General features: G+C 66.6%; 13 protein-coding genes, 2 tRNA genes and 3 rRNA genes. 11 read left to right on the forward strand and 7 right to left on the reverse strand.

The genetic code is table 11. From position 1 onward, the window contains the following. Positions 1 to 34: 34 nt before the first annotated feature. From ASF45_RS07010 to ASF45_RS07055, 10 genes are all read left to right on the forward strand, one after another. Complete coding sequence (locus tag ASF45_RS07010) at positions 35 to 976, forward strand: LysR family transcriptional regulator (protein ID WP_056659189.1); 942 nt, start codon at positions 35 to 37, stop codon at positions 974 to 976. Between the two features lie 125 nt (positions 977 to 1,101). Continuing rightward, positions 1,102 to 2,247 carry a transporter substrate-binding domain-containing protein gene (locus tag ASF45_RS07015; RefSeq protein WP_056659192.1) on the forward strand — a complete coding sequence of 382 codons (1,146 nt, stop codon included), beginning with the start codon at positions 1,102 to 1,104 and terminating at the stop codon, positions 2,245 to 2,247. Positions 2,248 to 2,259: 12 nt separating this feature from the next. Beyond that, positions 2,260 to 2,859 carry an ANTAR domain-containing response regulator gene (locus ASF45_RS07020; RefSeq protein ID WP_056659195.1) on the forward strand — a complete coding sequence of 200 codons (600 nt, stop codon included), beginning with the start codon at positions 2,260 to 2,262 and terminating at the stop codon, positions 2,857 to 2,859. A gap of 267 nt (positions 2,860 to 3,126) precedes the next feature. Further along, positions 3,127 to 4,374, forward strand: coding sequence for a transporter substrate-binding domain-containing protein (locus ASF45_RS07025; protein ID WP_056659198.1), 1,248 nt, complete (start codon positions 3,127 to 3,129; stop codon positions 4,372 to 4,374). 70 nt (positions 4,375 to 4,444) lie between these two features. Further along, complete coding sequence (gene urtB, locus ASF45_RS07030) at positions 4,445 to 5,338, forward strand: urea ABC transporter permease subunit UrtB (RefSeq protein WP_056659202.1); 894 nt, start codon at positions 4,445 to 4,447, stop codon at positions 5,336 to 5,338. A gap of 3 nt (positions 5,339 to 5,341) precedes the next feature. After that, the gene (urtC, locus tag ASF45_RS07035; protein WP_056659205.1) at positions 5,342 to 6,445 is read left to right on the forward strand and encodes an urea ABC transporter permease subunit UrtC; all 1,104 of its coding nucleotides are present in this window, start codon (positions 5,342 to 5,344) and stop codon (positions 6,443 to 6,445) included. Then, positions 6,442 to 7,200, forward strand: coding sequence for an urea ABC transporter ATP-binding protein UrtD (urtD, locus tag ASF45_RS07040; protein WP_056659207.1), 759 nt, complete (start codon positions 6,442 to 6,444; stop codon positions 7,198 to 7,200). Before urtC ends, urtD begins: the two co-directional genes overlap by 4 nt. Then, positions 7,194 to 7,886 (forward strand): urea ABC transporter ATP-binding subunit UrtE, encoded by a 693-nt coding sequence (gene urtE, locus ASF45_RS07045; RefSeq protein ID WP_056659210.1) that lies wholly within the window; start codon positions 7,194 to 7,196, stop codon positions 7,884 to 7,886. The genes urtD and urtE overlap by 7 nt, the downstream gene beginning before the upstream one ends. 84 nt (positions 7,887 to 7,970) lie before the next feature. Beyond that, entirely contained in the window at positions 7,971 to 9,515 is a 1,545-nt protein-coding gene (locus ASF45_RS07050; protein ID WP_056659213.1) for an amidase, read from the forward strand. 36 nt (positions 9,516 to 9,551) lie between these two features. Then, complete coding sequence (locus tag ASF45_RS07055) at positions 9,552 to 10,259, forward strand: alpha/beta fold hydrolase (RefSeq protein WP_056659216.1); 708 nt, start codon at positions 9,552 to 9,554, stop codon at positions 10,257 to 10,259. A 134-nt stretch (positions 10,260 to 10,393) separates the two neighbouring features. On the opposite strand, the gene ASF45_RS07060 is transcribed toward ASF45_RS07055, so the two are convergent. Together ASF45_RS07060 and ASF45_RS07065 are read right to left on the reverse strand one after the other, a co-directional pair. Then, positions 10,394 to 17,341, reverse strand: a complete 6,948-nt coding sequence (locus tag ASF45_RS07060) for a response regulator (RefSeq protein ID WP_156472879.1) — start codon at positions 17,339 to 17,341, stop codon at positions 10,394 to 10,396. Positions 17,342 to 17,727: 386 nt separating this feature from the next. Next, on the reverse strand, positions 17,728 to 18,651 hold the full coding sequence (locus tag ASF45_RS07065) for a LysR family transcriptional regulator (protein ID WP_056659222.1): 924 nt from the start codon (positions 18,649 to 18,651) through the stop codon (positions 17,728 to 17,730). A gap of 109 nt (positions 18,652 to 18,760) precedes the next feature. Here ASF45_RS07065 and ASF45_RS07070 point away from each other — a divergent pair, with 109 nt between their 5' ends. Continuing rightward, positions 18,761 to 20,293: a CoA-acylating methylmalonate-semialdehyde dehydrogenase gene (locus ASF45_RS07070; protein ID WP_056659225.1), complete on the forward strand. Its 1,533-nt coding sequence runs from the start codon at positions 18,761 to 18,763 to the stop codon at positions 20,291 to 20,293. A gap of 254 nt (positions 20,294 to 20,547) precedes the next feature. On the opposite strand, the gene rrf is transcribed toward ASF45_RS07070, so the two are convergent. From rrf to ASF45_RS07095, 5 genes are all read right to left on the reverse strand, one after another. Next, a 5S ribosomal RNA gene (gene rrf, locus ASF45_RS07075) occupies positions 20,548 to 20,660 on the reverse strand. Positions 20,661 to 20,789: 129 nt separating this feature from the next. After that, positions 20,790 to 23,663: ribosomal RNA gene (locus ASF45_RS07080) — 23S ribosomal RNA — on the reverse strand. Positions 23,664 to 23,996: 333 nt separating this feature from the next. Next, a tRNA-Ala gene (locus ASF45_RS07085) sits at positions 23,997 to 24,072 on the reverse strand. Positions 24,073 to 24,096: 24 nt separating this feature from the next. Beyond that, positions 24,097 to 24,173 (reverse strand) — tRNA-Ile (locus ASF45_RS07090). Between the two features lie 98 nt (positions 24,174 to 24,271). After that, a 16S ribosomal RNA gene (locus ASF45_RS07095) occupies positions 24,272 to 25,802 on the reverse strand. Together the 16S, 23S and 5S rRNA genes with 2 tRNA genes alongside form the textbook arrangement of a ribosomal RNA operon. Positions 25,803 to 26,026: the final 224 nt, after the last annotated feature.

Raw genomic sequence — 26,026 nt, forward strand, 5'->3', positions numbered from 1 at the left:
AGTTCTGACCCCTACTGGTATAAGCAGCGCAAATATGAACCCCGCCCTGCTCGACCTGCACCTGCTGCGCGCCTTCGTCACCGTCGCGCACGAAGGCAGCGTCTCGCGCGCGGCCGCGCGGCTGCACCGCACGCAGCCGGCGCTGAGCCTGCAGCTCAAGAAGCTGGCCGAGGCCAGCGGGCTGGAACTGTTCCAGCGCGGAGCGCACGGCATGGCGCTGTCGGCCGACGGCGCGGCGCTGCTGCAACTGGCCGAACGCACGCTGGCCGCGGCCGATGACTTCGCGCGCGGCGTGGAGCGACTGCACGGCAGCGCGCGCGGCCTGCTGCGCATCGGCACCATCCTCGACCCCTCGTTTCTGCGCCTGGGCGACTGGCTCGGCGCGCTGGTGCGCGCGGCGCCGCAGATCGCCACCGAGCTGCGCCACGGCATCAGCGGCAGCGTGCTGGCGCAGCTGCAGCAGGGGCAGCTCGACGTGTGCTTCTACCTGAGCCCCAGCCTCGCCGCGACCGAAGCCTTGCAGCTGGCCGGGCGCACGCTCACGCGCTTCGACTACCGCGTGGTGGCGCCCGCCGGCTGGGGGCCGCAGGTGGCCGGGCGCGACTGGGAAGCGCTCGCCACCCTGCCCTGGCTGGAGACTCCGCCCGAATCGGCCCACCACCGGCTGCTGCAGGGCGTGTTCGGCCCGCGCGGCCTGGCGCCACGGCGCGCGGCACTGGTGGACCAGGAGGCCTCGATGCTGGACCTCATCAAGTCCGGCGTGGGCCTGTCGCTGGTGCGCGATGCGATCGCGATCCGCGAGAGCCAGACGCATGGCCTGGCCGTGGCCGACCGCGTGCGCATTCCCTGCGAACTGCAGTTCGTCTGCCTGGCCCCACGGCAGGGCGATGCGGTGGTCCAGGCGGCATGGCGGGCGCTGGAGCAGGTGTGGGGCGCCGCCGATGGTCCGACGGAGGGCTTCGGGTTTTCCCCGTGACGCTGTTAAAGTGGCGCCGGACCGCGGTGCCTGCACCGCTTCGTCCCCCATGACTTCGGAGCAGTGAAGCTCCCAACGGCCCACCACGTGGCCGTTGGGAGCTTTTTTCATTTGGAGAGCAGCACGTGAGCACACCCACAGAACGAACCTGGCGCGTCGGCGTGCTGTTCTCCACCACCGGGGTCACTGCCGCGGTGGAGCGCACGCAGCAGGCCGCAACGCTGCTGGCCATCGAAGAGATCAACGCCGAAGGCGGCGTGCTCGGCCGCCCGATCGAACCGGTGCTGCACGACCCCGAATCGCGGCCCAAGCGCTACGGCGAACTGGCCAAGCAGCTGTGCGACCAGGATGGCGTGCGCGTGGTCTTCGGCGGGCACATGTCGAGTACGCGCAAGGCGCTGCTGCCGGTGGTCGAGGCGCACCGTGCGCTGCTGTTCTATCCCACGCTGTACGAAGGCTTCGAGTACTCGCCCAACTGCGTCTACACCGGCGCGGCGCCCAACCAGAACTCGGTGCAGCTGGTGCGCTACCTCACGCGCCATTTCGGCAAGCGGCTGTTCCTGATCGGCTCGGACTACGTCTACCCCTACGAGTCCAACCGCATCATCGCGGACCTGTTCCGCCAGGCCGGCGGCGAGGTGCTGGACGAGATGTACGTGCCGCTGCGCGTGGCCGACATCGACATGGCCAAGGTGCTGCGCCGCATCCGGGCTGCGCGGCCCGACGCCATCTACTCCACCGTGGTGGGCGACGGCATCGCGCGCTTCTACACCGCCTACCGCGAGGCCGGCTACGACCAGCGCACGCACCCGATCGCGAGCCAGTCCACACAGGAAGCGGAGATCGCGCAGATGTCGGTGGAAGCGGCGCGCGGCAGCATCACGGCTGCGCCCTACTTCTCGACGCTGCAGACGCCGGCGAACCTTAGGTTCTTCGCGGCCTGGCGCAAGCGCTTCGGCCCGGACCTGCCGATCACCGCCAACGCCGAGGCGGCCTATTTCCAGGTGAAGCTCTACGCGCAGACGCTGGAGCGCGCCGGCGACGACCGGCTCGACGCGATGCTGCCGCACCTGCACGAGCACGAGTTCGATGCGCCGCAGGGCCGCGTGCGCATCGACAAGGAAAACCACCACACCTACCTGTGGCCGCGCGTGGCCCGGGTCGACGACAGCGGCCAGTTCCGCGTCGTCGACGACCCCGAGGTGCGCGTCAAGCCCGACCCCTACATGTACGAGAGCCGGTTCGACCCGCTCGCCGGCCGCCTGGAGTGATCGGAGCCTCCCATGTCCATCTCGCTGCTGCGCCAACTGCCGGAATTGAAGGTCGTCGTCGTCCATCCGCCCGACGAGGAAGGCGATGCGCTGGTCAGCCACCTGCGCCGCGTGGGCTGCATGGTCAGCATGGTCTGGCCCGTGCCCGAGGCCCTGGCCTCGAACGCCGACGTGCTGTTCCTGCTGATCGAAGGCGAAGGCCGGCATGCCACGGAAGTGCTGCTCAAGTCGCTGGCCAAGCCGGAGCCGACGGTGATCGCCATCGTCAACTACGAGGACCCGACCACGCTGCAGCTGGTGCTGGAAAGCGGTGCCGTCGCCGTGGTGCAAAAGCCCATCAAGCCTTTCGGCCTGCTGGCCAGCCTAGTCGCGGCGCGCAGCATCTGGGCGGAGCGGCAGACCCTGCTGAAGGAGAACCGCAAGCTGCGCCGCAAGATCGCGAGCGACCAGGCCATGAGCCGCGCCAAGACCATCCTGATGGCGTCCAAGGGCATCAGCGAGGGCGATGCCTACCAGGCCATCCGCGCGCAGGCCATGGCCAAGCGGCTGTCGATGGAGCAGATCGCCAGCTCCATCATCAACATGGAAACTTTGTTGCACACCTCCGGCTAATGCAGATAAGATTCCGCTCGCTGCTTCCGCGAAACTCGCAGATGCAGCGGCCGCACCCCCCTTGATCCGTCAGGCCTGGTGCGGTTCATCCCGGCAACCATGTGTGTTGTCTGGACCCTGGCAATGGAGCCCACATCGCAGCCCACGCTGCGACGTGGGTTTTTTTTTGCCTGCGCTCGACAGTGCCGTCGGCTGGTTTCGCTTGACACGGGTTTTTCCACCATGGGCCGCGCATGCCGCGTGGCCACACGTCTTAAGGGTTCCGCCATGCTGACTTCCACACGCCGCCGTCTCCTCGTCTCTTCCGCCGCCTCGGTCGCCGCCGTCGCATCGCCCGCCTGGATGCGCTCGGCCCTGGCCGCCGACAGCATCAAGGTCGGTGCGCTCTATTCGCAGACCGGTGGCCTGTCCATCGTCGAGAAGATGCTGGCCAACGCCGTGCGCCTGGCGGTGTCCGAGATCAACGCCGCCGGCGGCGTGCTCGGCAAGCAGGTCGAGGTGGTGCTGGAGGACGGTGCCTCCGACCCCAAGACCTTCAACGAGAAGGCCTCCAAGCTGGTCACGCGCGACCGCATCGAGACCGTGTTCGGCTGCCACACCTCCGCGAGCCGCAAGGCCGTGCTGCCGGTGTTCGAGCGCCGCAACGCCATGCTGTTCTACCAGACGCACTACGAAGGCTTCGAGTGCTCCAAGAACGTGGTCTACAGCGGCGCAGTGGCCAACCAGCAGCTGGGCAACTACATCCCGTGGATCGTGCAGAAGCTGGGCAAGAAGAAGTTCTTCATCGTCGGCTCCAACTACGTCTACCCGCGCGAGATGTCCAAGGTCAGCAAGAAGCTGATCGAGGCCTCGGGCGCCAGCTGGGTGGCCGACGAATACCTGGAACTGGGCCACTCCGAATGGGCCAGCATGGTCCGCAAGATCAAGGAGTCGGGCGCCGACGTGGTGCTGTCCAACGTGGTCGGCGACTCGCTCGTGGCCTTCTACCGCGAGTACAAGAACCAGGGCATGTCACAGGCCGCCGTGCCGATCTGCGCCACCGTGACCAGCGAGATCGAGGTCGCCGCCATGGGCGCCGAGTACGCGGCCGGCAGCTACATCTCGGTGCCCTATTTCATGTCGATCGACACCCCGGCCAACAAGTCCTTCATCGAGCGCTACCGCAAGTTCGTGAACGACCCCAAGGCCGTGACATACCACTCGCTGGAGGCCGCGTACTTCCAGGTGTTCCTGTGGAAGCAGGCGGTCGAGGCCGGCAAGGCCACCACGGCCGACGCCATCCGCGCCAACATCGGCGGCCAGAGCTACGACGCCCCGGGCGGCAAGGTGCGCATCGACCCCGAGAGCCTGCACGTCTGGATGACGCCGCGCGTGGGCCAGTGGCAGGCCGACGGCCAGGCCAAGGTGGTGGACGCCGGCGCCCAGCCGATCCGCCCGCTGCCCTACTTCGCCTACGGCGAGACCGACGCCAACGTGATGTGCACGCGCAAGGGCGCGGCGCAGGTCAAGGTCTAAGCAGTTTGCCCGGCCCACCACGGACGGCGAGAAACGCCGGGGTGGGCCGCGTCCTCCAAGGAACCCCTTCATGATGGATGTACTCCTGATCGGCCTGAGCGTGGGCTCGATCCTCCTGCTGGCCTCGCTCGGCCTGGTCATCATCTACGGTGCCATGGGCGTGGTGAACATGGCCCACGGCGAGATGGTCATGGTCGGCGCCTATGCCGCCGTGATGACGCAGATCTGGCTGGGCTGGGGCCTGTACGCGGCGATCCCGATCGCCTTCGTGGTCACGGCGCTGCTGGGACTGTTGATCGAACGCTGCGTGGTGCGCCGGCTCTACGGCCGCCTGGGCGACACGCTGCTGGCCACCTGGGGCGTGGCCATCCTCGTGCAGCAGGCCGTGCGTCTGGAAGGTGGGCTGTCGTTCTTCGGCATCCACATCCAGGGCCTGGGCCCGGGGCTGCAGAACATGCCGGTGCCCGTGGAACTGCAGGGCGCGTTCCTGATCGGGGGGGTGTCCATCAACGCCTACCGCGCCTTCATCGTCGCGGCCACCCTGGTGCTCACGCTGGCCACCTGGTTCCTGCTGTACCGCACCAGCATGGGCATGCAGGTGCGCGCCATCATCCGCAACCCGCGCATGGCCGCGGCCTGCGGCATCGACGTGGAGCGCGTCAACGCCTGGACCTTCGCGTTCGGCGCCGGCCTGGCCGGCATCACGGGCGTGCTGGTGGCGGGCTTCAAGACCGTCTCGCCGGACATGGGCACATCGCTCGTCGTCGACAGCTTCCTCGTGGTCGTCGCGGGCGGTGTCGGCAGCCTGCTCGGCGCCGTGGTCACCGCCATCGGCCTGGGCGAGATCAACGGCGTCGTCGCCGCCATGGCCAACGACATCGTGGCGCGCGCCGTGATGTTCGGCCTCGTGATCCTGCTCATCGTCGTGCGCCCGCAAGGCCTGTTCTCTTTCAAGGGGCGCTGAGCCATGCATTCCACTCTGGACAGGCGCGCGACCGTCGCCGCCTATGCGGTCTTCCTCGCGCTCGTGGCCCTGGCGCCCGCGGTGCTCGATGGCTTCTGGCTCAACCGGCTCGCCAAGTACCTGGTCTACGGCATGCTGGGCGTCGCCATCGCGATGTGCTGGGGCCATGCCGGCATCCTCAACCTGGGGCAGGGGCTGTTCTTCGGCATCGGTGCCTACATGCTGGCCATGTCGCTCAAGATGGCCAGCCCCGCCAGCCTGCAGCACGGCGGCAACGGGCCGGTGCCCGACTTCATGCTGTCCAACGCCGAGCCCGGCGCGGTGATCGACCTGTGCTGCATCAACAGCGGCGCATTCCTGTGGTCGCCGTTCCGCTACCAGAGCTTCGGCATCCTGATGGGCGTGCTGCTGCCGGTGCTGGTGGCCTTCCTGCTGGGGCTGGTGGTGTTCCGCAAGCGCATCGCCGGCGTGTTCGTCTCCATCATCACGCTCGCGCTGGTGCTGCTGGTGCGCCTGCTGCTGGTCGATGCGCAACCGCTCACGAACGGCTTCAACGGCTTGTCGGACCTGGCCTGGCTCAAGGTCGGCGGCTTCGAGTTCGACCCCTACGGCGTCGGCACCTACTACCTGATCGCGGCCCTGCTGGCGCTGGTGCTGGTGGGTGCGCGGCTGCTGCTGGCCACGCGCGCCGGGCTGATCCTGCGCGCCACGGCGGGCGATCCGCAGCGCGCACGCTACCTGGGCTTCGACGTGGCGCACTACCAGACCTTCTTCTTCGCGCTGTCGGCCGGCATCGCGGCGCTGGCGGGCATGCTCTACGTGGTGGTGGCCGAGTTCGCCTCGCCCACCTTCATGGACCTGGCCTTCTCCATCACCATGGTGGTGTGGGCCGCGGTGGGTGGGCGCGGCTCGCTGCTCGGGGCCTGCGTGGGCGCGATCCTCATCAACATGCTGGAATCCACGGCCAGCGAGACGCAGGCACTGGTCGAGGCCTGGCGCGTGATCGTCGGGCTCGCCTTCGTGCTCGTGGTGCTGTACCTGCCCAGAGGCATGGCCGGCTGGGTGCACGACCTGCTGGACCGGCAGGCACTGCGGGGTGCGAAATGACGACCATCGCATTGGAGTTGAAAGCGCTGGGCGTCAGCTTCGGCGGCTTCAAGGCGGTGGACGGTGTCTCGCTGCAGGTGGCCGAGGGCGAGCTGCGCGTGCTGCTGGGCGCCAACGGCGCCGGCAAGACCACGCTGATGGACCTGATCTCCGGCAAGACGCGCAGCACGCAGGGCCAAGTGGTGCTGCACGGCAAGGACATCACCAACTGGCCCGAGTACCGCGTGGCCCGTGCCGGCATCGGCCGCAAGTTCCAGATCCCCAGCGTGTTCCGCGAACTCACGGTGCGGCAGAACCTCTGCGTGGCGGCCACGCGCGAGCCCTCCATCCTGCGCAACCTGCGCTGGGGCTTCGGCCGCGCGGCGGAGAGCGGCGTGGACGAGATCCTCGCGCTGATCGGCCTGCAGGACGTGCAGCACCGCCAGGCCGCCGACCTCAGCCATGGCCAGACCCAGTGGCTGGAGCTGGGCCTGCTGACCGCGCAGAAGCCCCAGGTGATCCTGCTCGACGAGCCGACCGCCGGCATGACGCAGGCCGAGACGCGCAAGACCGCGCAGATCCTGATGGCGCTGCGCGGGCGCCAGACCATCCTGGTGGTGGAACACGACATGGCCTTCGTGCGCGACATCGCCGAGCGCATCACCGTGCTGCACCTGGGCAAGGTGCTGGCCGAAGGCAGCGTCGCCGAGATCGAACGCGACCCCAAGGTCCGCCAAGCCTACCTCGGCTCCCATGGAATCGCCGCATCATGCTGAAGCTCACCGACGTCAACAGCTACTACGGTCGCAGCCACGCGCTGCAGGACGTGAGCCTGCACATCCCGGCCGGCCAGGTCACCGCCATCCTCGGGCGCAACGGCATGGGCAAGACCACGCTGCTGCGCACGCTGATGGGCAGCATGGTGCAGTCCACCGGCGCGATCGCACTGGAGGGCAGCCGCATCGACGGCCTGCCCACGCACCAGCGCGCGCGCGCCGGCATCGCCTACGTGCCGCAGGGGCGCGAGATCATCGCGGACTTCAGCGTGCAGCAGAACATCCTGATGGGCGCCTTCGCGGGCCGCGGCCCGCGCGCGATCCCGCCATTGGCACTGGAGCTGTTTCCCTACCTCGCAGCCAACCTGCAGCGGCCCGGCGGCGTGCTGTCGGGCGGCCAGCAGCAGCAGCTGGCGCTGGCCCGCGCGCTGGCGGCGCGCCCCAAGGTCATGCTGCTCGACGAGCCGAACGAGGGCATCCAGCCCTCGGTGGTCGAGGAGATCGAGGCCGCCATCACGCGCTTGAACCGCGAGTTCGGCCTGACCATGGTGCTGGTCGAGCAGAACATCGACTTCGTCCGCCGCGTGGCCAGCCACTTCGCGATGTTCGAGAAGGGATCGATCGTGCAGAGCGGTCCCATCGCGGAGCTGACCGACGCCGTGGTCGACCGGCACATGACGTTCTGACCACGCTTTTTTCCCCAACGTTCTTCAACCACGGGCCCGGCGCGTCGCGCGCCGGAAGCAACCGCTTTCAACCAGGAGTTCCCCATGCACACGACCGCAACACAGCCCACCGCCGTCGACCTGACCACCTTGACCGTGGAGGCGGTGCAGGAGGGCTTTCGCACCGGCGCCTTCACCGCCGAGAGCCTGGCCCAGGCCTGCCTGCGCCAGATCGAGACGCACAACCCGCGCTACAACGCCATCATCTTCCTGAACGGGCAGGCGCTGGACGACGCCCGCGCCATCGACCGGCGCCGTGCGGCCGGCGAAGCACTCGGCCCGTTGGCCGGCGTGCCCGTGGTCGTGAAGGACCCGATGGACATGGTCGGCTTCCCGACCACGGCCGGCTGGTCGCTGCTGCACAGCAAGACTGGCGGTGTGGACCTGATGCCCTCCACCGACGCACCCGTGGTCGCGCGCATGCGCGCGGCCGGCGCCGTGATCCTGGGCAAGACCAACGTGCCGGTGCTGAGCCACACCGGCACGCACGCCGACGACAGCTGGGCTGGGCCGACACTGAACGTGGTGGTGCCCGAGCGCGTGCCAGGCGGCAGCAGCGCCGGCACGGCCGCCGCCGTGGGTGCCAGCATGGCGGTGCTGGGCCTGGCGGAAGAAACCGGCGGCTCGATCCAGAACCCGGCCTCGGCGCAGGACCTGGTCGGCATCAAGCCGACCATCGGCCTGGTGCCCAACGCGGGCGTGATGCCGCTGTCGGGCAACCGCGACGTGGTCGGCCCGATCGCGCGCTGCGTGCGCGATGCCGCGCTGTGCCTGGATGTGCTGGCGGGCTACTCGGCCGAAGACCCGAAGACACTGGCCGGCGTGGGCAAGACGCCTGTGAACGGCTACACGGCCAAGCTGCACAAGGACGCGCTCAAGGGCGTGCGGCTGGGCCTGTACGGGCCGGGCTGGCGTGCGCAGCCGCTGTCGGCCGAGGCACAGAAGCTCTACGACCGTGCTGCCGAGGAGCTGAAGGCGCAAGGCGCCATCCTCATCGACGACCCGTTCCAGGGCACCGGCTTCGCGGCGCTGCGCCAGCCCACCACGCCGCTGCCCAACTTCGACGCACGCGGCATGGAGTCCGTGCCCTACGACCTGCAGAAGTACCTGGAGCGCCTGGGCCCGAACGCAGCGCTCAAGAGCTTCGCGGCCTTCGCCGAAGCCACGGCCCAGCAGTCGGCTTTCGGTCCCGGCGGCGTGTTGAGCTACCTGCACAACCTGCCGCAGTTCAAGGCCAGCCTCGCGGCACCGGCCACGCCGCCGGACCTGTCGGACTTCATCGCGCTGAAGGCGGCCTACCTGCGCATCGTCGACGCCGTGTTCGCCAGGCACCAACTCGACGGACTGGTGTTTCCGCAGATGCGCGAAGAGTTGCCGCTGAACAAGACCGGCACCATCCAGGAGACCACGGTGGGCGAGATCAACATCGCCGGCCTGCCGGCCGTGACGGTGCCGGCCGGCTACTACGCCTCGGGCGCGCCGTTCGGGCTGCTGTTCGTCGGCAAGCAGTGGAGCGAAGCGGAGCTGCTGGCCTACGCGTATGGCTACGAGAGCGCGACACAGCATCGCAAAGCGCCCACGCTGGACTGAGGGGCATGCTGGCGCGGAGCGCGCCATACTGTCTCCATGACCACCTCTGCACCACGCCCCCTCGTCCTCGTCCCCGGACTGCTCTGCGACGCCCTGCTCTGGGCGCCGCAGGTCGAAGGGCTTGCCGACATCGCCGACGCCTGGGTGCCCGCACCCACACAGCACGCCAGCGTCGAGGCGCTGGCGCGCGCCGTGCTCGCCGACTGCCCATTCGAGCGCTTTGCGCTGGCCGGCCTGTCCATGGGCGGCTACATCGCCATGGCCATCCAGCGCCAGGCGCCGCAGCGCGTCACGCACCTGGCCCTGCTCGACACCAATGCCGTGGCCGATGCACCCGCTGCCAGCACCGCGCGCCGCGAACTCGTGGCGCGCAGCCAGACCGAGGGCCTGGGCGCGGTGGCCGATGCACTGCTGCCGCGCCTGGTGTGGCCGCAGGCGCCCAGGCATGCGGCGCTGCGCGCCACGGTGCGCAGCATGGCCTGGAACGTGGGCGCCGCGGCCTTCGCGCGGCAGCAGGAGGCCATCATCGGCCGGCCCGACGCGCGCGCTGCGCTGGCGCACGTGGGCTGTCCCACCTTGGTGGCCTGCGGCGCGCAGGACCTGCTCACGCCACCGGCGCTGCACGAGGAGATGGCGGCGCTGGTGCCCGGTGCGCGGCTCGAGGTCTTCGCCGATTGCGGCCACCTGAGCACACTGGAGCAGCCCGGGCGCGTGACCCAGGCCCTGCGCAGTTGGCTGGGCTGAGAGCTGGCGAAGAAATCGCTTGAACTCACGCAGGACCCCGATGCACGCAGTCTCAACAACCCACCATTGCTCCCGGGATCTTGCCCTGCGGGCTGGGGCGCCCAACCAATTCCTTCACCAGCCCTGACGCCGCCTCAGCGCGGCAGCGCCGCGGCCAGCGCCTGCGCTGCGGCGTCGAAGTCGTAGGCATCGATCGCCATCGCGATCGGCGCGCAGGCCGGGCCGAGCGCGGCCTCCAGCGCACCCCGATGCTCACCGAAGTAGGACGCGGCATCGCCGTCGCCCTGCTCGAGCAAGGCCTGCAGATGCGTGGCGATGGCAGCGATGGCCGCGCGGTCGTGGCCATTGGCATGCGGTGCGGCGACTCCGGCAGCCACCGTTTCGGGCAGCGCGGCCCGCAGGCTGCAGACCATCGGGTCGAGCAAGCGGGCCAGCCCGTCGAGCGCCGGCCCCAACACGGGCAGGCCAGCGCCTGCGACGATGGCCTGCTCCACCTCGGCCGCCTGGGCCTGCAGCGGGCCGGCGCCCAGGTTGCCGGCCAGCCCGCGCAGCGTGTGGGCCAGGCGCCGGGCCAGCTCGGCATCGCCGGCCACCAGCGCAGCGTGGACCTGCGCCGGCACACGGTCCTGCGAGCGCGCGAACTTGCCCAGCAGCTCCAGGTACAGCGGCTGGCGGCCCATGAGGCGGCGCAGCCCCGTGGCGGTGTCCAGCCCGGCGATGGCCGCCAGGCCTGGCGGCAGGCTGGCCGCGGCTGCCGTGGGTGGGGCGGCGACGGTGGCGACCTGGGACACCGGCAGCCCGGGCCGCGGCCGGACCCAGCGCGCCAGCGCCTGCCAGAGTTGCTCTGGCTCGATCGGCTTGGCCACGAAGTCGTTCATGCCGGCCGCGGCACAGCGCTCGCGGTCCGCCTGCATGGCGTTGGCCGTCATGGCCAGGATGGGCAGCGCATCGTGCGCGGCCCGGCCGCGCAACGCACGACTGGCTGCCACACCGTCCATGACCGGCATCTGCATGTCCATCAGCACCAGGTCGTAGGCCTGCGCGGCGTCCAGAGCCCGGTTGGCCATGGCCACGCCGACGGCACCGTCGCCGGCCACGTCCACGGCGAAGCCGGCCTGCTGCAGCAGCTCCGTGGCCACCTGCTGGTTCAGCGCGTTGTCTTCCACGAGCAGGATGCGGGCGCCGCGCAACGGCGCCAGCGCCGCCATGCCCGCGTCGGCACCACTGGGCGCTGTAGCCTCGCCAGGCGCAGCATGGCCGAACAGGCGCAGCATCGCGGCCCGCAGGGCCACGGCACCGACCGGCTTGGCCAGCACCACGCCGATGCCGCCGCGCTGCGGTGCATCGCCGCCCTGGGCGCTGGCCAGGGCCAGGCGCGGTGCGGCATCCAGGCCCAGCGCGGCGATGCCCTGGGCGGCCTGCGCGCCGTCCAGGTCGGGCATCTGCGCGTCCAGCAGCACGGCGTCGTAGGGGTGGCCGGCCGCATGCGCGGCGGCAACGGCCTGCACGGCGGCGTGACCGCCGTCGACCGCGTCGGCGGCAAAGCCTTCGTGCTGCAGCAGCCGCACCAGCACCTGCGCGGCACAGGCGTTGTCGTCGGCCACCAGCACGCGGCGCCCCAGCAGGTCCAGGTGCGGTGGTGCCCGCGGCGACTGCGCCCGCAGGCCGAGGCGGGCCGTGAACCAGAAGGTCGAGCCCTCGCCGCTCCGGCTGTCCACGCCGACGCTGCCGCCCATCAACTCGGCCAGCCGCTTGCAGATCGCCAGGCCCAGGCCGGTGCCGCCGTACTGGCGCGTGGTGGAGCTGTCGGCCTGCTCGAAGCTGCGGAACAGCCGGCCGATCTGCTCGGGCGTGAGTCCGATGCCGGTGTCGCGCACCGTGAAGCGCAGCAGCACCTGCCCGGCGCTCTGCTCCTGCACGCGCACGGCGATGGCAATCTCGCCGCGCTCGGTGAACTTGACGGCGTTGTTGGCGTAGTTGACGAGCACCTGCGAGAGCCGCAGCGCATCGCCGGTCAGGCTGTGCGGCACCTCGGCCGGCAGGTCGCAGACAAGTTCCAGGCCGCGGGCCCGGGCCTTCTCGGCGACCAGGTTGATGGCCGCCACCAGCAGCTCGTCGAGCTCGAATGGGCCCTGCTCGATGTCCATCTTGCCGGCCTCGACCTTGGAGAAGTCCAGGATGTCGTTGAGGATGCCCAGCAGGTGCTGGCCGGACTGGTGGATCTTGTGCAGGTAGTCGCGCTGGCGCGGGTCCAGGTCGGTCTTGAGCGCCAGGTGCGACAGGCCGATGACCGCGTTCATGGGCGTGCGGATCTCGTGGCTCATGTTGGCCAGGAAGGCGCTCTTGGCCGCGTTGGCCGCATCGGCCGCCGCCTTGGCCTGGCGCAGCTGTTCCTCGGCCGCCTTGCGCACCGTGACCTCGATGGACATGCCGCACACGGCGTGCACGGCGCCGCTGGCGTCCGGCAGGCCGAACTTGTGGATCTCGAAGTGGCGCACCCCGTCGGGCGTGGGAATGCGCATTTCGTAGGGCGGCAGGCTGCCGCCAGCGAACACGCGCAGGTCGCTCTCCTGCACGTTGGCGTCGCCGCGGCTGGTGGGCAGGAAGTCGTTGAAGAACTGGCCGGCCAGCGACGCGCCGGGCCGCCCCAACATGGCGACGTAGCAGGGGTTGTGCATGACGCAGCGGCCTTCGCGGTCCTTCACGAAGATGGGCATGGGCGCGTTGTGCAGGATGGCGCCCAGCGTGGCCTGGCTCTGGCGCAGCTCGTCGGTGCGCGCGGCCACCATGCCTTCCAGGCGGCTGTAGAACTGCGCGTTGTCGTAGGCCGCGGCGAACTGCGCGCACAGCAACCCCAGCGTGGCCAATTGGTCCTCGCGCAGCGTGGCGGCGGCGGCACGGTTTTCCAGGTACAGCAGGCCCACCGCCTCGCCGCGCAGCACGACGGGCAGCGCGGCGATGGCCTGCGCGCCGTGCGCGGCCAGCTCGGCGTCGTGCGCGAAGCGCGGGTGCTGGCGCACCTCGGGCAGCAGCAGCGGCTGGCCACTGCGCAGCAGGTAGCGCTGCACGGCAGCCGGCATGCGCAGTTCGAAGGCCTCGGCGGCGCCCACGGTTTCGGACTGCGGGCCGAAGGCCGCCAGCTGCTGCCAGCGCACGTCCTCGCGCCAGCTCAGCGCGCCGTACTCGGCCGCGGCGTACTGCCGCAGCAACTGCAGCAGCACGCGCAGCAGCGTGGCTGGCTCGCGCTCGGCGATCAGCGCCTGGCTGGCCGCCACCAGGGCCTGGGCATCGAGCCGCTGCAGGCCGCCTTCGTCGTCTGCGCGCGGCAGCGCGGGCGCGGCCTGCGGATGCAGGCCATCCTGCAGCCGCTGCGCGGGCGCCGTGGCACCCCAGTGCGCAAAGGTCTGCTGCGCCAGCGCCTGGTACAGCCCGGCCGCACGCGCCAGGCCCTGGGCGCGGCAGCAGGCGGCCGCGAGCTCGCAGGCCACGGCCTGGTGCCAGGGGCGGTGCGCGGCGCGGTCGATGGCGGCTTCGAAGCCCGACGCCGCCTGCGCGAAGTCGCCCAGCGCCCAGGCCTGCACGGCGCGCAGCAGCTGCGCCATGTGGGCGAAGTTGTCGGGCGCATCGGCGGCGCGCGCGTCGAACCAGCAGGCCCGCTGCTGCAGCTGGTCCAGCGCATCGGCGGTGGCCGCATGGCCGCGCGCCACGGCGTGGCCCAGTGCAAGGCCGCCGAGCCAGTGGTAGAGCGCGTAGAAATAGGTGTTGGGCAGCATGCGCAGCGGTGCGTCCAGCACCGCCTCGTGCAGCACACGGTCCCAGGTGCCGTCCAGCGCCGCGGCGACGGCGCGGTAGACCCGGTCGTGCATGCGCGCATAGGGGCTCAGCGCGATGTGCGCGCGCACGGGCGCATCGGGCTGCGCCGCGCCGGTCTCGCCGCGCACGCGGGCCAGCAACCAGGCGAACAGGCCGAAGCTGCCCAACGTCATGTGGTCGTCCAGCCGGCGCGCCAGGGCCAGGGCGCGCGCCAGCGGGGCATCCATGCGCGCGAGCGCAGGCGCGGTGTCGAACGTGGCCGACAGCTCCCAGACCAGGTTCTCGGTCAGCGTGCCGTGGTCGCCCACGGCCTCGGCCAGTTGCTCGATGCGCCGGTAGTGGGCGAAGCGCGCCTGCAGCGGATCGCAGAAGCTGGCGACCACGTTGGCCCAGCGGTACAGCGTGCGGCTGGCACTGCGCTCGTCGGACATGCCGGGCGCCAGCCGCACGCCGATGCGGCCCAGCCGGCAGCCCAGCGCATAGTCGCCGCGCAAGGTGGCCAGCGGGGTGAAAGCGCCCGTCAATGCCTCGGGCAGGCCGAGGAAGCTGCCGCGCTCCCAGCCGAGGCGGATCAGCCGCAGGCAGCACCAGGCGCCGGTCTGGTGCCCGTCGTTCACGGGATTGAGCTGGGCCGCGATCAGCAGCGCGGCGGCCGCCTCCAGCGGCACGTCGTCGACCGGCAGCAGGCGCTCGAACAGCGCGTCGCCCTCGGCCTGCATGCGCGCGCGCAGGGCGTCGAGTTCGGCCTCGAGTGCGGCGGGCCGCTCGGGTGCGGCGGGCGCGGGCAGGCCCAGCAGGCCGGCCGCCTGCAGGGCCAGCGCGATCGATTCGGCATTGCGGCCGCGCAGATAGAGCGCACGCGTGTGCAGCAACACGGCCGCGTGCACCGCCATCGGGTCGGTCGGCAGATGCTGGACGATGGACGCGAACAGCGGCTCCATCGCCTCGTAGCGGGCCTGGGCGAACAGTGCTGCGTGCAGCGCCATGGCGACATCGCGGGCGCGCAGCGGGTCGGCTGCCAGCCGCGCATCGAGCTGGTGCGCGCCCTGCAGCAGACGCAGCGCCTGGGCGTTGGCGCCCTGGGCCAACGCCTCGCGACCGGCCTGGAGCACCAGGCTGGCGGCTTGCGCCACCTCGGCTGGCGGCGCTTCGCCGAGCGGGCCGTCCAGCACTTCGAGGTAGTGGCCGGCGGCGGCAGCGCCGGCACCGCTGCCGGCCAGCGCACGCGCCAGGCCGAGGTGCCATTGCGCGCGCTGATCCGGCGCCAGCAGGGCCAGCGCGGCCTCCTGCATGCGGTCGTGGCAAAAGCGCAGCGCGCCGCCGGCGCCGGCCGGGCTGCACAGGATGGCGTGGCGCAGCAGGGGCAGCAGTTGCTGCTCCAGCGCAGCGGGCGGTATGCCGGATGCGGTGGCCAGCGCGGCAACATCGACGACCCCGTCCAGGCAGGCGCAGCCGCCCGCCAGCGCCTGCGCGGCCAGGGGCATGCGGTGCAACTCCTCGATCAGGCCGGCGACCAGGTTCTCGGAACTGGGCAGCGCCTCCACGGCACGCGTGTCCCATTGCCAGTCGCCCTGCACGCGGCGCAGCGCACCGGCGCCGAACAGGCGCCGCACGTAGTCGAGCACGAAGAAGGCGTTGCCGCCGGTCCGGGCCATCAGGGCTCCAGCCAGCGGCGCCATGGCTGGCGGCGTGGCATCGAGCACGTCGGCCAGCAGCGCGGCCAGGTCGTCCGCGGCGAGGCCATCGAGCGGCAGGTCCACGCAGGTGGCGTCGGCTTCGGCCAGGCGCGCCAGCATGCGCGGCAAGGGATGGGCGGCATCCAGCGCATGGTCGCTGTAGGCGCACACCAGCAGCAGCGGACCACGGCTGTGGTCGCAGGCGATGGCGTGCAGCGCCGCCAGCGCATCGGCGTCGGCCCACTGCAGGTCGTCCACGAACAGCACGCAGGGCGCGCCCGCGTCGCGCAGCGTGGTGCACAGCGCGCCCAGCGCCTGGGCCATGCGCGCCGGCAAGGGCACGTCGCTGGGTGGATCGGCCGGCACCACGCCGGTGGGCCACAGCAGCGTGGCGAAAGCGGGTGCCGTGCGCGCGAGCAGGGCCGCATTGCGCCCGAGGCGCCCGAGCAGGCGCAGGCGCATGCGGTCCAGCCACTGCGGCGGCTCGGTTCGCCAATGCTCGGCGACCTCGCCCAGTGCCTCGGCCAGCCCGCCATAGGGCGGCTGGTTGCGGCCCTGTCTGAACCGGCCCGAGGCCAGCATGCCACGCCGCGCGCCGATGCCCGGCTGCAGGGCCCGCACCAGGCTCGACTTGCCGGCGCCTGCATAGCCGCGCACGAAGACCACGCGGCTGTCGCCGCCCTCGTCGGCCAGCGCCGCATGCAGTTGCGCCAGCGCCTGGCTGCGCCCATACAGGCGCGAAGGCCGGGTTGGCTGGATGCGGCGGTCGTCCGCGCCGGGCGTGAAGTCGCGCTGGCCCGCCAGGCAGCGCAGCAGGTCCTGGCGCAGGCCGTGCGCCGATTGGAAGCGGGCCTCGGGGCTCTTGGCCAGCAGCTTGTCCAGCAGCGCCGACACGCCCGGTGGCACCCAGGGGACGATCAGATGCACGGACGGTGGCGGCCGCGTGAGCACGGCATGCAGCAGCGCCAGCGGCGCGGTCTCGACGAACGGCGGTTCGCCGCTCAGCAACCAGTAGCCGATGGCGCCGACCGCGTAGTAGTCGGCCCGGTAGTCGACGCCGCGCGCCATGCGGCCGGTCTGCTCGGGCGCACCGAAGGCACGCGGCAGCGCCTCGCTGCCGGGCTGCGGGCCGGCCTCGATGTGCTGCTGCACCACCGCGCGGCTGAAGTCCAGCAGGCCGACGCCGCCGCCTGGCAGCACCAGCAGCTTGCTGGGGCCGAGGTGGCCATGCAGCACGCCGCGCGCGTGCACCTGTTCCAGCGTGGCCAGCAGATCCAGTAGCAGGCGCAGCACCCAGCCGAGATCGCCGGGGTGCTCGGCGGCCGCCTGCGCCAGCGGCGTTCCGGCCAGGCGGGTGTGCACCAACCAGGCACCGGCATCGTCCAGGCCCAGCACCCGAGGCACGCCGGCGATGCCCTCGAGCAGGCCCAGGATGCGCGCCTCGTTGCGCAACTCCGCGCCCGCACCTCGCCCGGGGTGCGGGCTCTTGTGCAGGGCGGCAACGGCGGGCGCGCCCCACTCCAGCGCGGTGACGGCATGCCGGCCCGCAGCGGCGGCGGGAGGAGGCTCTGGAGGCTGCAGCGCCGCCGGCATGGGTGTCCGATGTCGAGGAGCGAAACGGAGTGCTGAGATTCAAGCCGCAATGGAGCCGCGGCGCCTGGGTTTGATGCCTAGGGTGGCACAGTTTGCCGCCGGTCGCCACCTGGGAGAAAACACAGAGAGCATTCAGGCGCCGCTGCGCTCGATCAGCGCAACGCCCAAGTCGCGACGGCGGCCAGCAGGTCGCTGGAGCGGCAGCTCGTCACGGCCCGAAGAACGCCAGCGCGCGGCGTCCAGCGTCAGGCCCCCGTGGCTCACGGTGGAGGGCGGGTCAGCGCGGGTTGCTGTTCAGGCCGGGAAGGCGAGGCCGACGATCCGCGCGCAAGGGAGGCGAAGCGCCCGTTCAAGCCAGGGCAATGAGGTGTTTGGAGGTGATGTCCTCAGGCGCCGAAGCCCTCGGCGAAGGCCTGGCGCAGGTAGGCCACGAAGGCCTCGACCGCACGTGGCACATAGGGCGCGTAGGGCCGGATCGCGTAGAGCGTCTCGCTGAACTGTCCCTCCACTTTCCACTCGGGCAGCACCTGCTGCAGCTGGCCGCTGCGCAGCGCGGCCTGGGCGCTGAAGTCGGGCACCAGCGCGATGCCCAGGCCGGCCAACGCGGCGTCGCGCAACGCCTCGCTGTTGTTGGCCGAGAAAGGGCCGGCCACGGGCACGACGGCGCGCTCGTTGCCGCGCAACAGCGTCCAGCCCGCGACTTGGCCGGCGCGCGGGTAGTGCAGGCAGTCGTGCAGGCGCAGCGCGTCCGGATCGGCCGGCGCGCCACGTTTGCGCAGGTAGGCACGGCTGGCCACCAGCAGCGAGCGCGTGGGCGCCAGCAGCCAGGCCACATGGGTCTCGGGCGGCGCGGACGTATGGCGCACGGCCAGGTCGAAGCCCTCCACGGCGAGCGGGCGCAGGCCGTCGGAGAGGTCCAGCTCCAGCCGCACCTGCGGATGCGCGCGCAGGAACTCGGGCAGGCGTGGCACGAGCTGCTGGCGCGCGAACGCCACGGGCGCCGTCACACGCAGCAGGCCTTGCGGCGCTTCGGCCAGGTCGCGCACGGCCGCGAAGCTCTGCTGGATCTGCGCGAAGGCGCTGCGCGTGCCGTCGGCCAGGCGCTGGCCGGCCTCGGTCAGCCGCACGCTGCGCGTGGTGCGCTGCACCAGCGGCACGCCGGCAGCGCGCTCAAGCTCGGCGATGCGCTGGCTCATGGCGGCCTTGCTGATGGACAGGCGCGCCGCGGCGGCTGTGAAGCTGCCGTGTTCGCCGAGCACGGCCAGCGCGTGCAGCGTGCTCCAAAGCTGGTCCGTTTTTTCGGAGGACATGAGGTCTATTGTTCACTACGGCGAACAATCAGTTCAGTCGGGCTGCCTGTACAGGGCCGGCGGCGCTTCCTAGACTCGGGACCTCTCTTCCTTTCCAGCGAGACATTCCATGAAGCGCGACCTGCCCGCCACTCCCGCCTACACCGCCAGCACCGAGCTGGCCCACTTCATCGCCGGCCAGCCCACCCAAGGCGTCGGCGAACGCACCCAGGCCGTGTTCAACCCCGCCCTGGGCACCGAGGCGCGTCGCGTGCGCCTGGCCGCCAAGCCTGACGTGGATGCGGCCGTGGCCGCTGCACAGGCGGCCTTCCCGGCCTGGGCCGACACGCCACCGATCCGCCGCGCCCGCGTGCTGCTCAAGTTCCTCGAGCTCGTGAACGCACGCAAGGACGAGCTGGCCGCCATGATCACGGCCGAGCACGGCAAGGTGTTCACCGACGCGCAAGGCGAGGTCTCGCGCGGCATCGACATCATCGAGTTCGCCTGCGGCGTGCCGCAACTGCTCAAGGGCGACTTCACCGACCAGGTCTCCACCGGCATCGACAACTGGACGCTGCGCCAGCCGCTGGGCGTGGTGGCCGGCATCACGCCGTTCAACTTCCCGGTCATGGTGCCAATGTGGATGTTCCCGGTGGCCATCGCCGCCGGCAACACCTTCGTCCTGAAGCCCAGCGAGCGCGATCCCTCGCCTTCGCTGTTCATCGCCCAGTTGCTCAAGGAAGCCGGCTTGCCGGACGGCGTGTTCAACGTCGTGCAGGGCGACAAGCTGGCCGTGGACGCACTGCTCGAGCACCCGGACGTCAAGGCCATCAGCTTCGTCGGCTCCACGCCGATCGCCCAGTACATCTACGAGACCGGCGCCCACCACGGCAAGCGTGTGCAAGCCCTGGGCGGCGCCAAGAACCACATGGTGGTCATGCCCGATGCCGACATTGACCAGGCCGTCGACGCGCTGGTCGGCGCCGGCTACGGCTCGGCCGGCGAGCGCTGCATGGCGATCTCGGTAGCGGTGCTGGTCGGCGATGCGGCCGACAAGATCATTCCCAAGCTGGCCGCGCGCGCCAAAACCCTTGTCGTCAAGAACGGCATGGAGCTGGACGCCGAGATGGGCCCCATCGTCACCCAACAGGCGCTGGAGCGCATCGAGGGCTACATCGACATCGGCGTTCAGGAAGGCGCCGAGCTTGTCGTGGACGGCCGCAACTTCAAGGTGCCGGGCCACGAGCAGGGCTTCTTCACGGGCGGCACGCTGTTCGACAAGGTGACGCCCGAGATGCGCATCTACAAGGAAGAGATCTTCGGCCCGGTGCTGGCCTGCGTGCGCGTGCCCGACTTCGCGGCTGCCGTGGAGCTCATCAACAAGCACGAGTTCGGCAATGGCACGGCCTGCTTCACGCGCGACGGCAACGTGGCACGCGAGTTCGCACGCCGCATCCAGGTCGGCATGGTCGGCATCAACGTGCCGATCCCCGTCCCCATGGCCTGGCACGGCTTCGGCGGCTGGAAGAAGAGCCTGTTCGGAGACATGCACGCCTACGGCGAAGAGGGCGTGCGCTTCTACACCAAGCAGAAGTCCATCATGCAGCGCTGGCCCGAAAGCATCGGCAAGGGTGCTGAGTTCGTGATGCCGACGGCGAAGTAAGCCACGCACGACGACGTCTCAAGGGCCGGCGAGCATCTCGCCGGCCCTTTTTATTTCGATCGAATTGGTTCTTCCCAATCAGTGAATGCAGGAGTCGCTGACACCATCCCAAATCGAACGCACAAATAACAACGCCCCAACCTTTTGGAGGTTGGGGCGTTTTCGGCTGTAGGAGCCTGACGATGACCTACTTTCACACGGGAACCCGCACTATCATCGGCGCAAAGTCGTTTGGGGCGTTTTCGGCTGTAGGAGCCTGACGATGACCTACTTTCACACGGGAACCCGCACTATCATCGGCGCAAAGTCGTTTCACTGTCCTGTTCGGGATGGGAAGGAGTGGTACCAACTTGCTATGGTCATCAGGCATAACTTGTTGCTGTGCTGATCGGGTTGATCAACACGGCGAATTCATAGAGTTTTAAATCAGCTTGTATTTTGACTGCGTCACTTGGCATAACAACCTTGATTTTGCTGTTTAAGCAATCAAAGTTATAGGGTCAAGCCGCACGAGCAATTAGTACGAGTTAGCTTAACGCATTGCTGCGCTTCCACACCTCGCCTATCAACGTCCTGGTCTTGAACGACTCTTTAGGGGGCTCAAGGCCCCGGCAGATCTCATCTTGGAACGAGTTTCCCGCTTAGATGCTTTCAGCGGTTATCTCTTCCGCACATAGCTACTCGGCAATGCCACTGGCGTGACAACCGATACACCAGAGGTGCGTCCACTCCGGTCCTCTCGTACTAGGAGCAGGCTTCCTCAAATCTGCAGCGCCCACGGAAGATAGGGACCAAACTGTCTCACGACGTTTTAAACCCAGCTCACGTACCTCTTTAAATGGCGAACAGCCATACCCTTGGGACCGGCTACAGCCCCAGGATGAGATGAGCCGACATCGAGGTGCCAAACACCGCCGTCGATATGAACTCTTGGGCGGTATCAGCCTGTTATCCCCAGAGTACCTTTTATCCGTTGAGCGATGGCCCTTCCATACAGAACCACCGGATCACTATGTCCTGCTTTCGCATCTGCTCGACTTGTCAGTCTCGCAGTTAAGCACGCTTATGCCATTGCACTATCGTCACGATGTCCGACCGTAACTAGCGTACCTTCGAACTCCTCCGTTACGCTTTGGGAGGAGACCGCCCCAGTCAAACTGCCTACCATGCACTGTCCCCGATCCAGATAATGGACCTAGGTTAGAACCTCAAACACACCAGGGTGGTATTTCAACGTTGGCTCCATGCGATCTAGCGACCGCACTTCAAAGCCTCCCACCTATCCTACACAGATCTGTTCAAAGTCCAATACAAAGCTACAGTAAAGGTTCATGGGGTCTTTCCGTCTTTCCGCGGGGAGATTGCATCATCACAAACATTTCAACTTCGCTGAGTCTCGGGAGGAGACAGTGTGGCCATCGTTACGCCATTCGTGCAGGTCGGAACTTACCCGACAAGGAATTTCGCTACCTTAGGACCGTTATAGTTACGGCCGCCGTTTACTGGGACTTCAATCAAGAGCTTGCACCCCATCATTTAATCTTCCAGCACCGGGCAGGCGTCACACCCTATACGTCCACTTTCGTGTTTGCAGAGTGCTGTGTTTTTAATAAACAGTCGCAGCCACCGATTTTTTGCAACCCATTCATGCTCCGTTGTTCACTTCACACTACTAGGGCACACCTTCTTCCGAAGTTACGGTGTCAATTTGCCGAGTTCCTTCTCCCGAGTTCTCTCAAGCGCCTTAGAATACTCATCTCGCGCACCAGTGTCGGTTTGCGGTACGGTCGTGTGCAGCTGAAGCTTAGTGGCTTTTCCTGGAACCTCGTTCAATCACTTCGCGAGCAAGCTCGCTCGATCGACAGCCTCGGTATATGCCTGGCGGATTTGCCTACCAGACGCCTACATCTGCCTAAACCGGGATATCCAACACCCGGATGACCTATTAAGATCCGTCCCCACATCGCACTACACATCGGTACAGGAATATTGACCTGTTTCCCATCAGCTACGCATCTCTGCCTCACCTTAGGGGCCGACTCACTCTACGCCGATGAACGTTGCGTAGAAAACCTTGCGCTTACGGCGAGGGGGCTTTTCACCCCCTTTAACGCTACTCATGTCAGCATTCGCACTTCTGATACCTCCAGCAGCCTTTACAAGCCACCTTCACAGGCTTACAGAACGCTCTCCTACCACTTGCAATAAATTGCAAATCCGCAGCTTCGGTAACTGGCTTAGCCCCGTTACATCTTCCGCGCAGGACGACTCGATCAGTGAGCTATTACGCTTTCTTTAAATGATGGCTGCTTCTAAGCCAACATCCTGACTGTTTTAGCCTTCCCACTTCGTTTCCCACTTAGCCAATTTTAGGGACCTTAGCTGGCGGTCTGGGTTGTTTCCCTCTTGAGTCCGGACGTTAGCACCCGGTGCTCTGTCTCCCAAGCTGTACTCTGCGGTATTCGGAGTTTGCATAGGTTTGGTAAGTCGCCATGACCCCCTAGCCTAAACAGTGCTCTACCCCCGCAGGTAATACTTGAGGCACTACCTAAATAGTTTTCGGAGAGAACCAGCTATTTCCAAGTTTGTTTAGCCTTTCACCCCTATCCACAGCTCATCCGCTAGTTTTGCAACACTAGTCGGTTCGGACCTCCAGTACCTGTTACGGCACCTTCATCCTGGCCATGGATAGATCACTTGGTTTCGGGTCTACACCCAGCGACTAAGACGCCCTGTTCGGACTCGGTTTCCCTACGCCTTCCCTATTCGGTTAAGCTTGCCACTGAATGTAAGTCGCTGACCCATTATACAAAAGGTACGCAGTCACCCTTTCGGGCTCCTACTTTTTGTAAGCACGCGGTTTCAGGATCTATTTCACTCCCCTCCCGGGGTTCTTTTCGCCTTTCCCTCACGGTACTAGTTCACTATCGGTCAATGATGAGTATTTAGCCTTGGAGGATGGTCCCCCCATATTCAGACAGGATTACACGTGTCCCGCCCTACTTTTCGTTAGCTCAGTACCACACGTCTCTTTTCACGTACAGGGCTATCACCTGCTATGGCCAGCCTTTCCAGACTGTTCCGTTAAGAGTCGTGCTATCACTAACAGGCTTTTCCGATTTCGCTCGCCACTACTTTCGGAATCTCGGTTGATGTCTTTTCCTCGAGCTACTGAGATGTTTCAGTTCACCCGGTTCGCCTCGCATGACTATGTATTCATCATGCGATACCTTTGCAGGTGGGTTTCCCCATTCGGAAATCTCCGGATCAAAGCTAATTTGCCAGCTCCCCGAAGCTTATCGCAGGCTATCACGTCCTTCGTCGCCTATCATTGCCAAGGCATCCACCACGTGCTCTTATTCACTTGACCCTATAACTTTGACGCCTCTTATCGAAGATCAAAATTACTCAAGGAATATGTCAGGTCTTTCACCTGACGCGTTATGCCGTAATTGAACTTTCGTTCAAATTACTTAAATTTCAAACGTGAAGTTTGATATTCGTTTGACGCAATCAAATTTTTGTCGCTGGTGGCACGGTCTGCACTAAACCTTTACGAATGTGCAGTTTCCACCAGCAACGCTGATTCGAACTCTATGAATTTGTTAAAGAACAGCCGATTGATCAAGAGATCTTGACCAACAACAAAGAAGCCTTTTGCAAAGCCACTTTGGTGTTGATTTTCTTGTTGGATAAGGGAAGTTGGTGGAGGTGACAGGACTCGAACCCGCTACCTACTGCTTGCAAAGCAGCCGCTCTCCCAGCTGAGCTACACCCCCAAACACGATTGGACATTGGAGGGATGGTGGGTCTGGTTGGTCTCGAACCAACGACCCCCGCCTTATCAAGACGGTGCTCTAACCAACTGAGCTACAGACCCAAGCCGGTCGCTTGAGTTAAGTATTTCTACCCAACCGTTGGCGACAACCTTCCAACAACCGATAAGTGTGAGCGTTTGAGCTTCGTTGCAGTTTCCAGAAAGGAGGTGATCCAGCCGCACCTTCCGATACGGCTACCTTGTTACGACTTCACCCCAGTCACGAACCCTGCCGTGGTAATCGCCCTCCTTGCGGTTAGGCTAACTACTTCTGGCAGAACCCGCTCCCATGGTGTGACGGGCGGTGTGTACAAGACCCGGGAACGTATTCACCGTGACATTCTGATCCACGATTACTAGCGATTCCGACTTCACGCAGTCGAGTTGCAGACTGCGATCCGGACTACGACTGGTTTTATGGGATTAGCTCCCCCTCGCGGGTTGGCAACCCTTTGTACCAGCCATTGTATGACGTGTGTAGCCCCACCTATAAGGGCCATGAGGACTTGACGTCATCCCCACCTTCCTCCGGTTTATCACCGGCAGTCCCATTAGAGTGCCCTTTCGTAGCAACTAATGGCAAGGGTTGCGCTCGTTGCGGGACTTAACCCAACATCTCACGACACGAGCTGACGACAGCCATGCAGCACCTGTGTTATGGCTCTCTTTCGAGCACTCCTTCATCTCTGAAGGATTCCATACATGTCAAAGGTGGGTAAGGTTTTTCGCGTTGCATCGAATTAAACCACATCATCCACCGCTTGTGCGGGTCCCCGTCAATTCCTTTGAGTTTCAACCTTGCGGCCGTACTCCCCAGGCGGTCAACTTCACGCGTTAGCTTCGTTACTGAGTCAGTTAAGACCCAACAACCAGTTGACATCGTTTAGGGCGTGGACTACCAGGGTATCTAATCCTGTTTGCTCCCCACGCTTTCGTGCATGAGCGTCAGTGCAGGCCCAGGGGATTGCCTTCGCCATCGGTGTTCCTCCGCATATCTACGCATTTCACTGCTACACGCGGAATTCCATCCCCCTCTGCCGCACTCCAGCAATGCAGTCACAAATGCAGTTCCCAGGTTAAGCCCGGGGATTTCACATCTGTCTTGCATTACCGCCTGCGCACGCTTTACGCCCAGTAATTCCGATTAACGCTCGCACCCTACGTATTACCGCGGCTGCTGGCACGTAGTTAGCCGGTGCTTATTCTTACGGTACCGTCATATGCCCCAGGTATTAACCAGAGCCCTTTCGTTCCGTACAAAAGCAGTTTACAACCCGAAGGCCTTCATCCTGCACGCGGCATTGCTGGATCAGGCTTGCGCCCATTGTCCAAAATTCCCCACTGCTGCCTCCCGTAGGAGTCTGGACCGTGTCTCAGTTCCAGTGTGGCTGGTCGTCCTCTCAGACCAGCTACAGATCGTCGGCTTGGTGAGCCTTTACCCCACCAACTACCTAATCTGATATCGGCCGCTCCAATCGCGCGAGGTCTTGCGATCCCCCGCTTTCATCCATAGATCGTATGCGGTATTAGCACAGCTTTCGCTGCGTTATCCCCCACGACTGGGCACGTTCCGATATATTACTCACCCGTTCGCCACTCGCCACCAGGATTGCTCCCGTGCTGCCGTTCGACTTGCATGTGTAAGGCATGCCGCCAGCGTTCAATCTGAGCCAGGATCAAACTCTATAGTTCGATCTTGTTAACTTCGCTCAATCTCTTGAGCAACTCATTAAAACGGAATTGAAGTGAATCCACTTCCATTCTCATGAGCATTTGAGTGCATGCACTCGTTCCGAAGAACTTGGCAACTTCACACCAAACGCCCACGCTTATCGGCTGTATGTTTTTAAAGACCTACCGCAGCAACCCCAGCCTTGCGACTGACTTGCTTGACTCGCTGTGATCAGCGAAGCCTT

The organism is Pseudorhodoferax sp. Leaf265 (assembly GCF_001422365.1).
Taxonomy (GTDB): Bacteria; Pseudomonadota; Gammaproteobacteria; order Burkholderiales; family Burkholderiaceae_C; genus Pseudorhodoferax.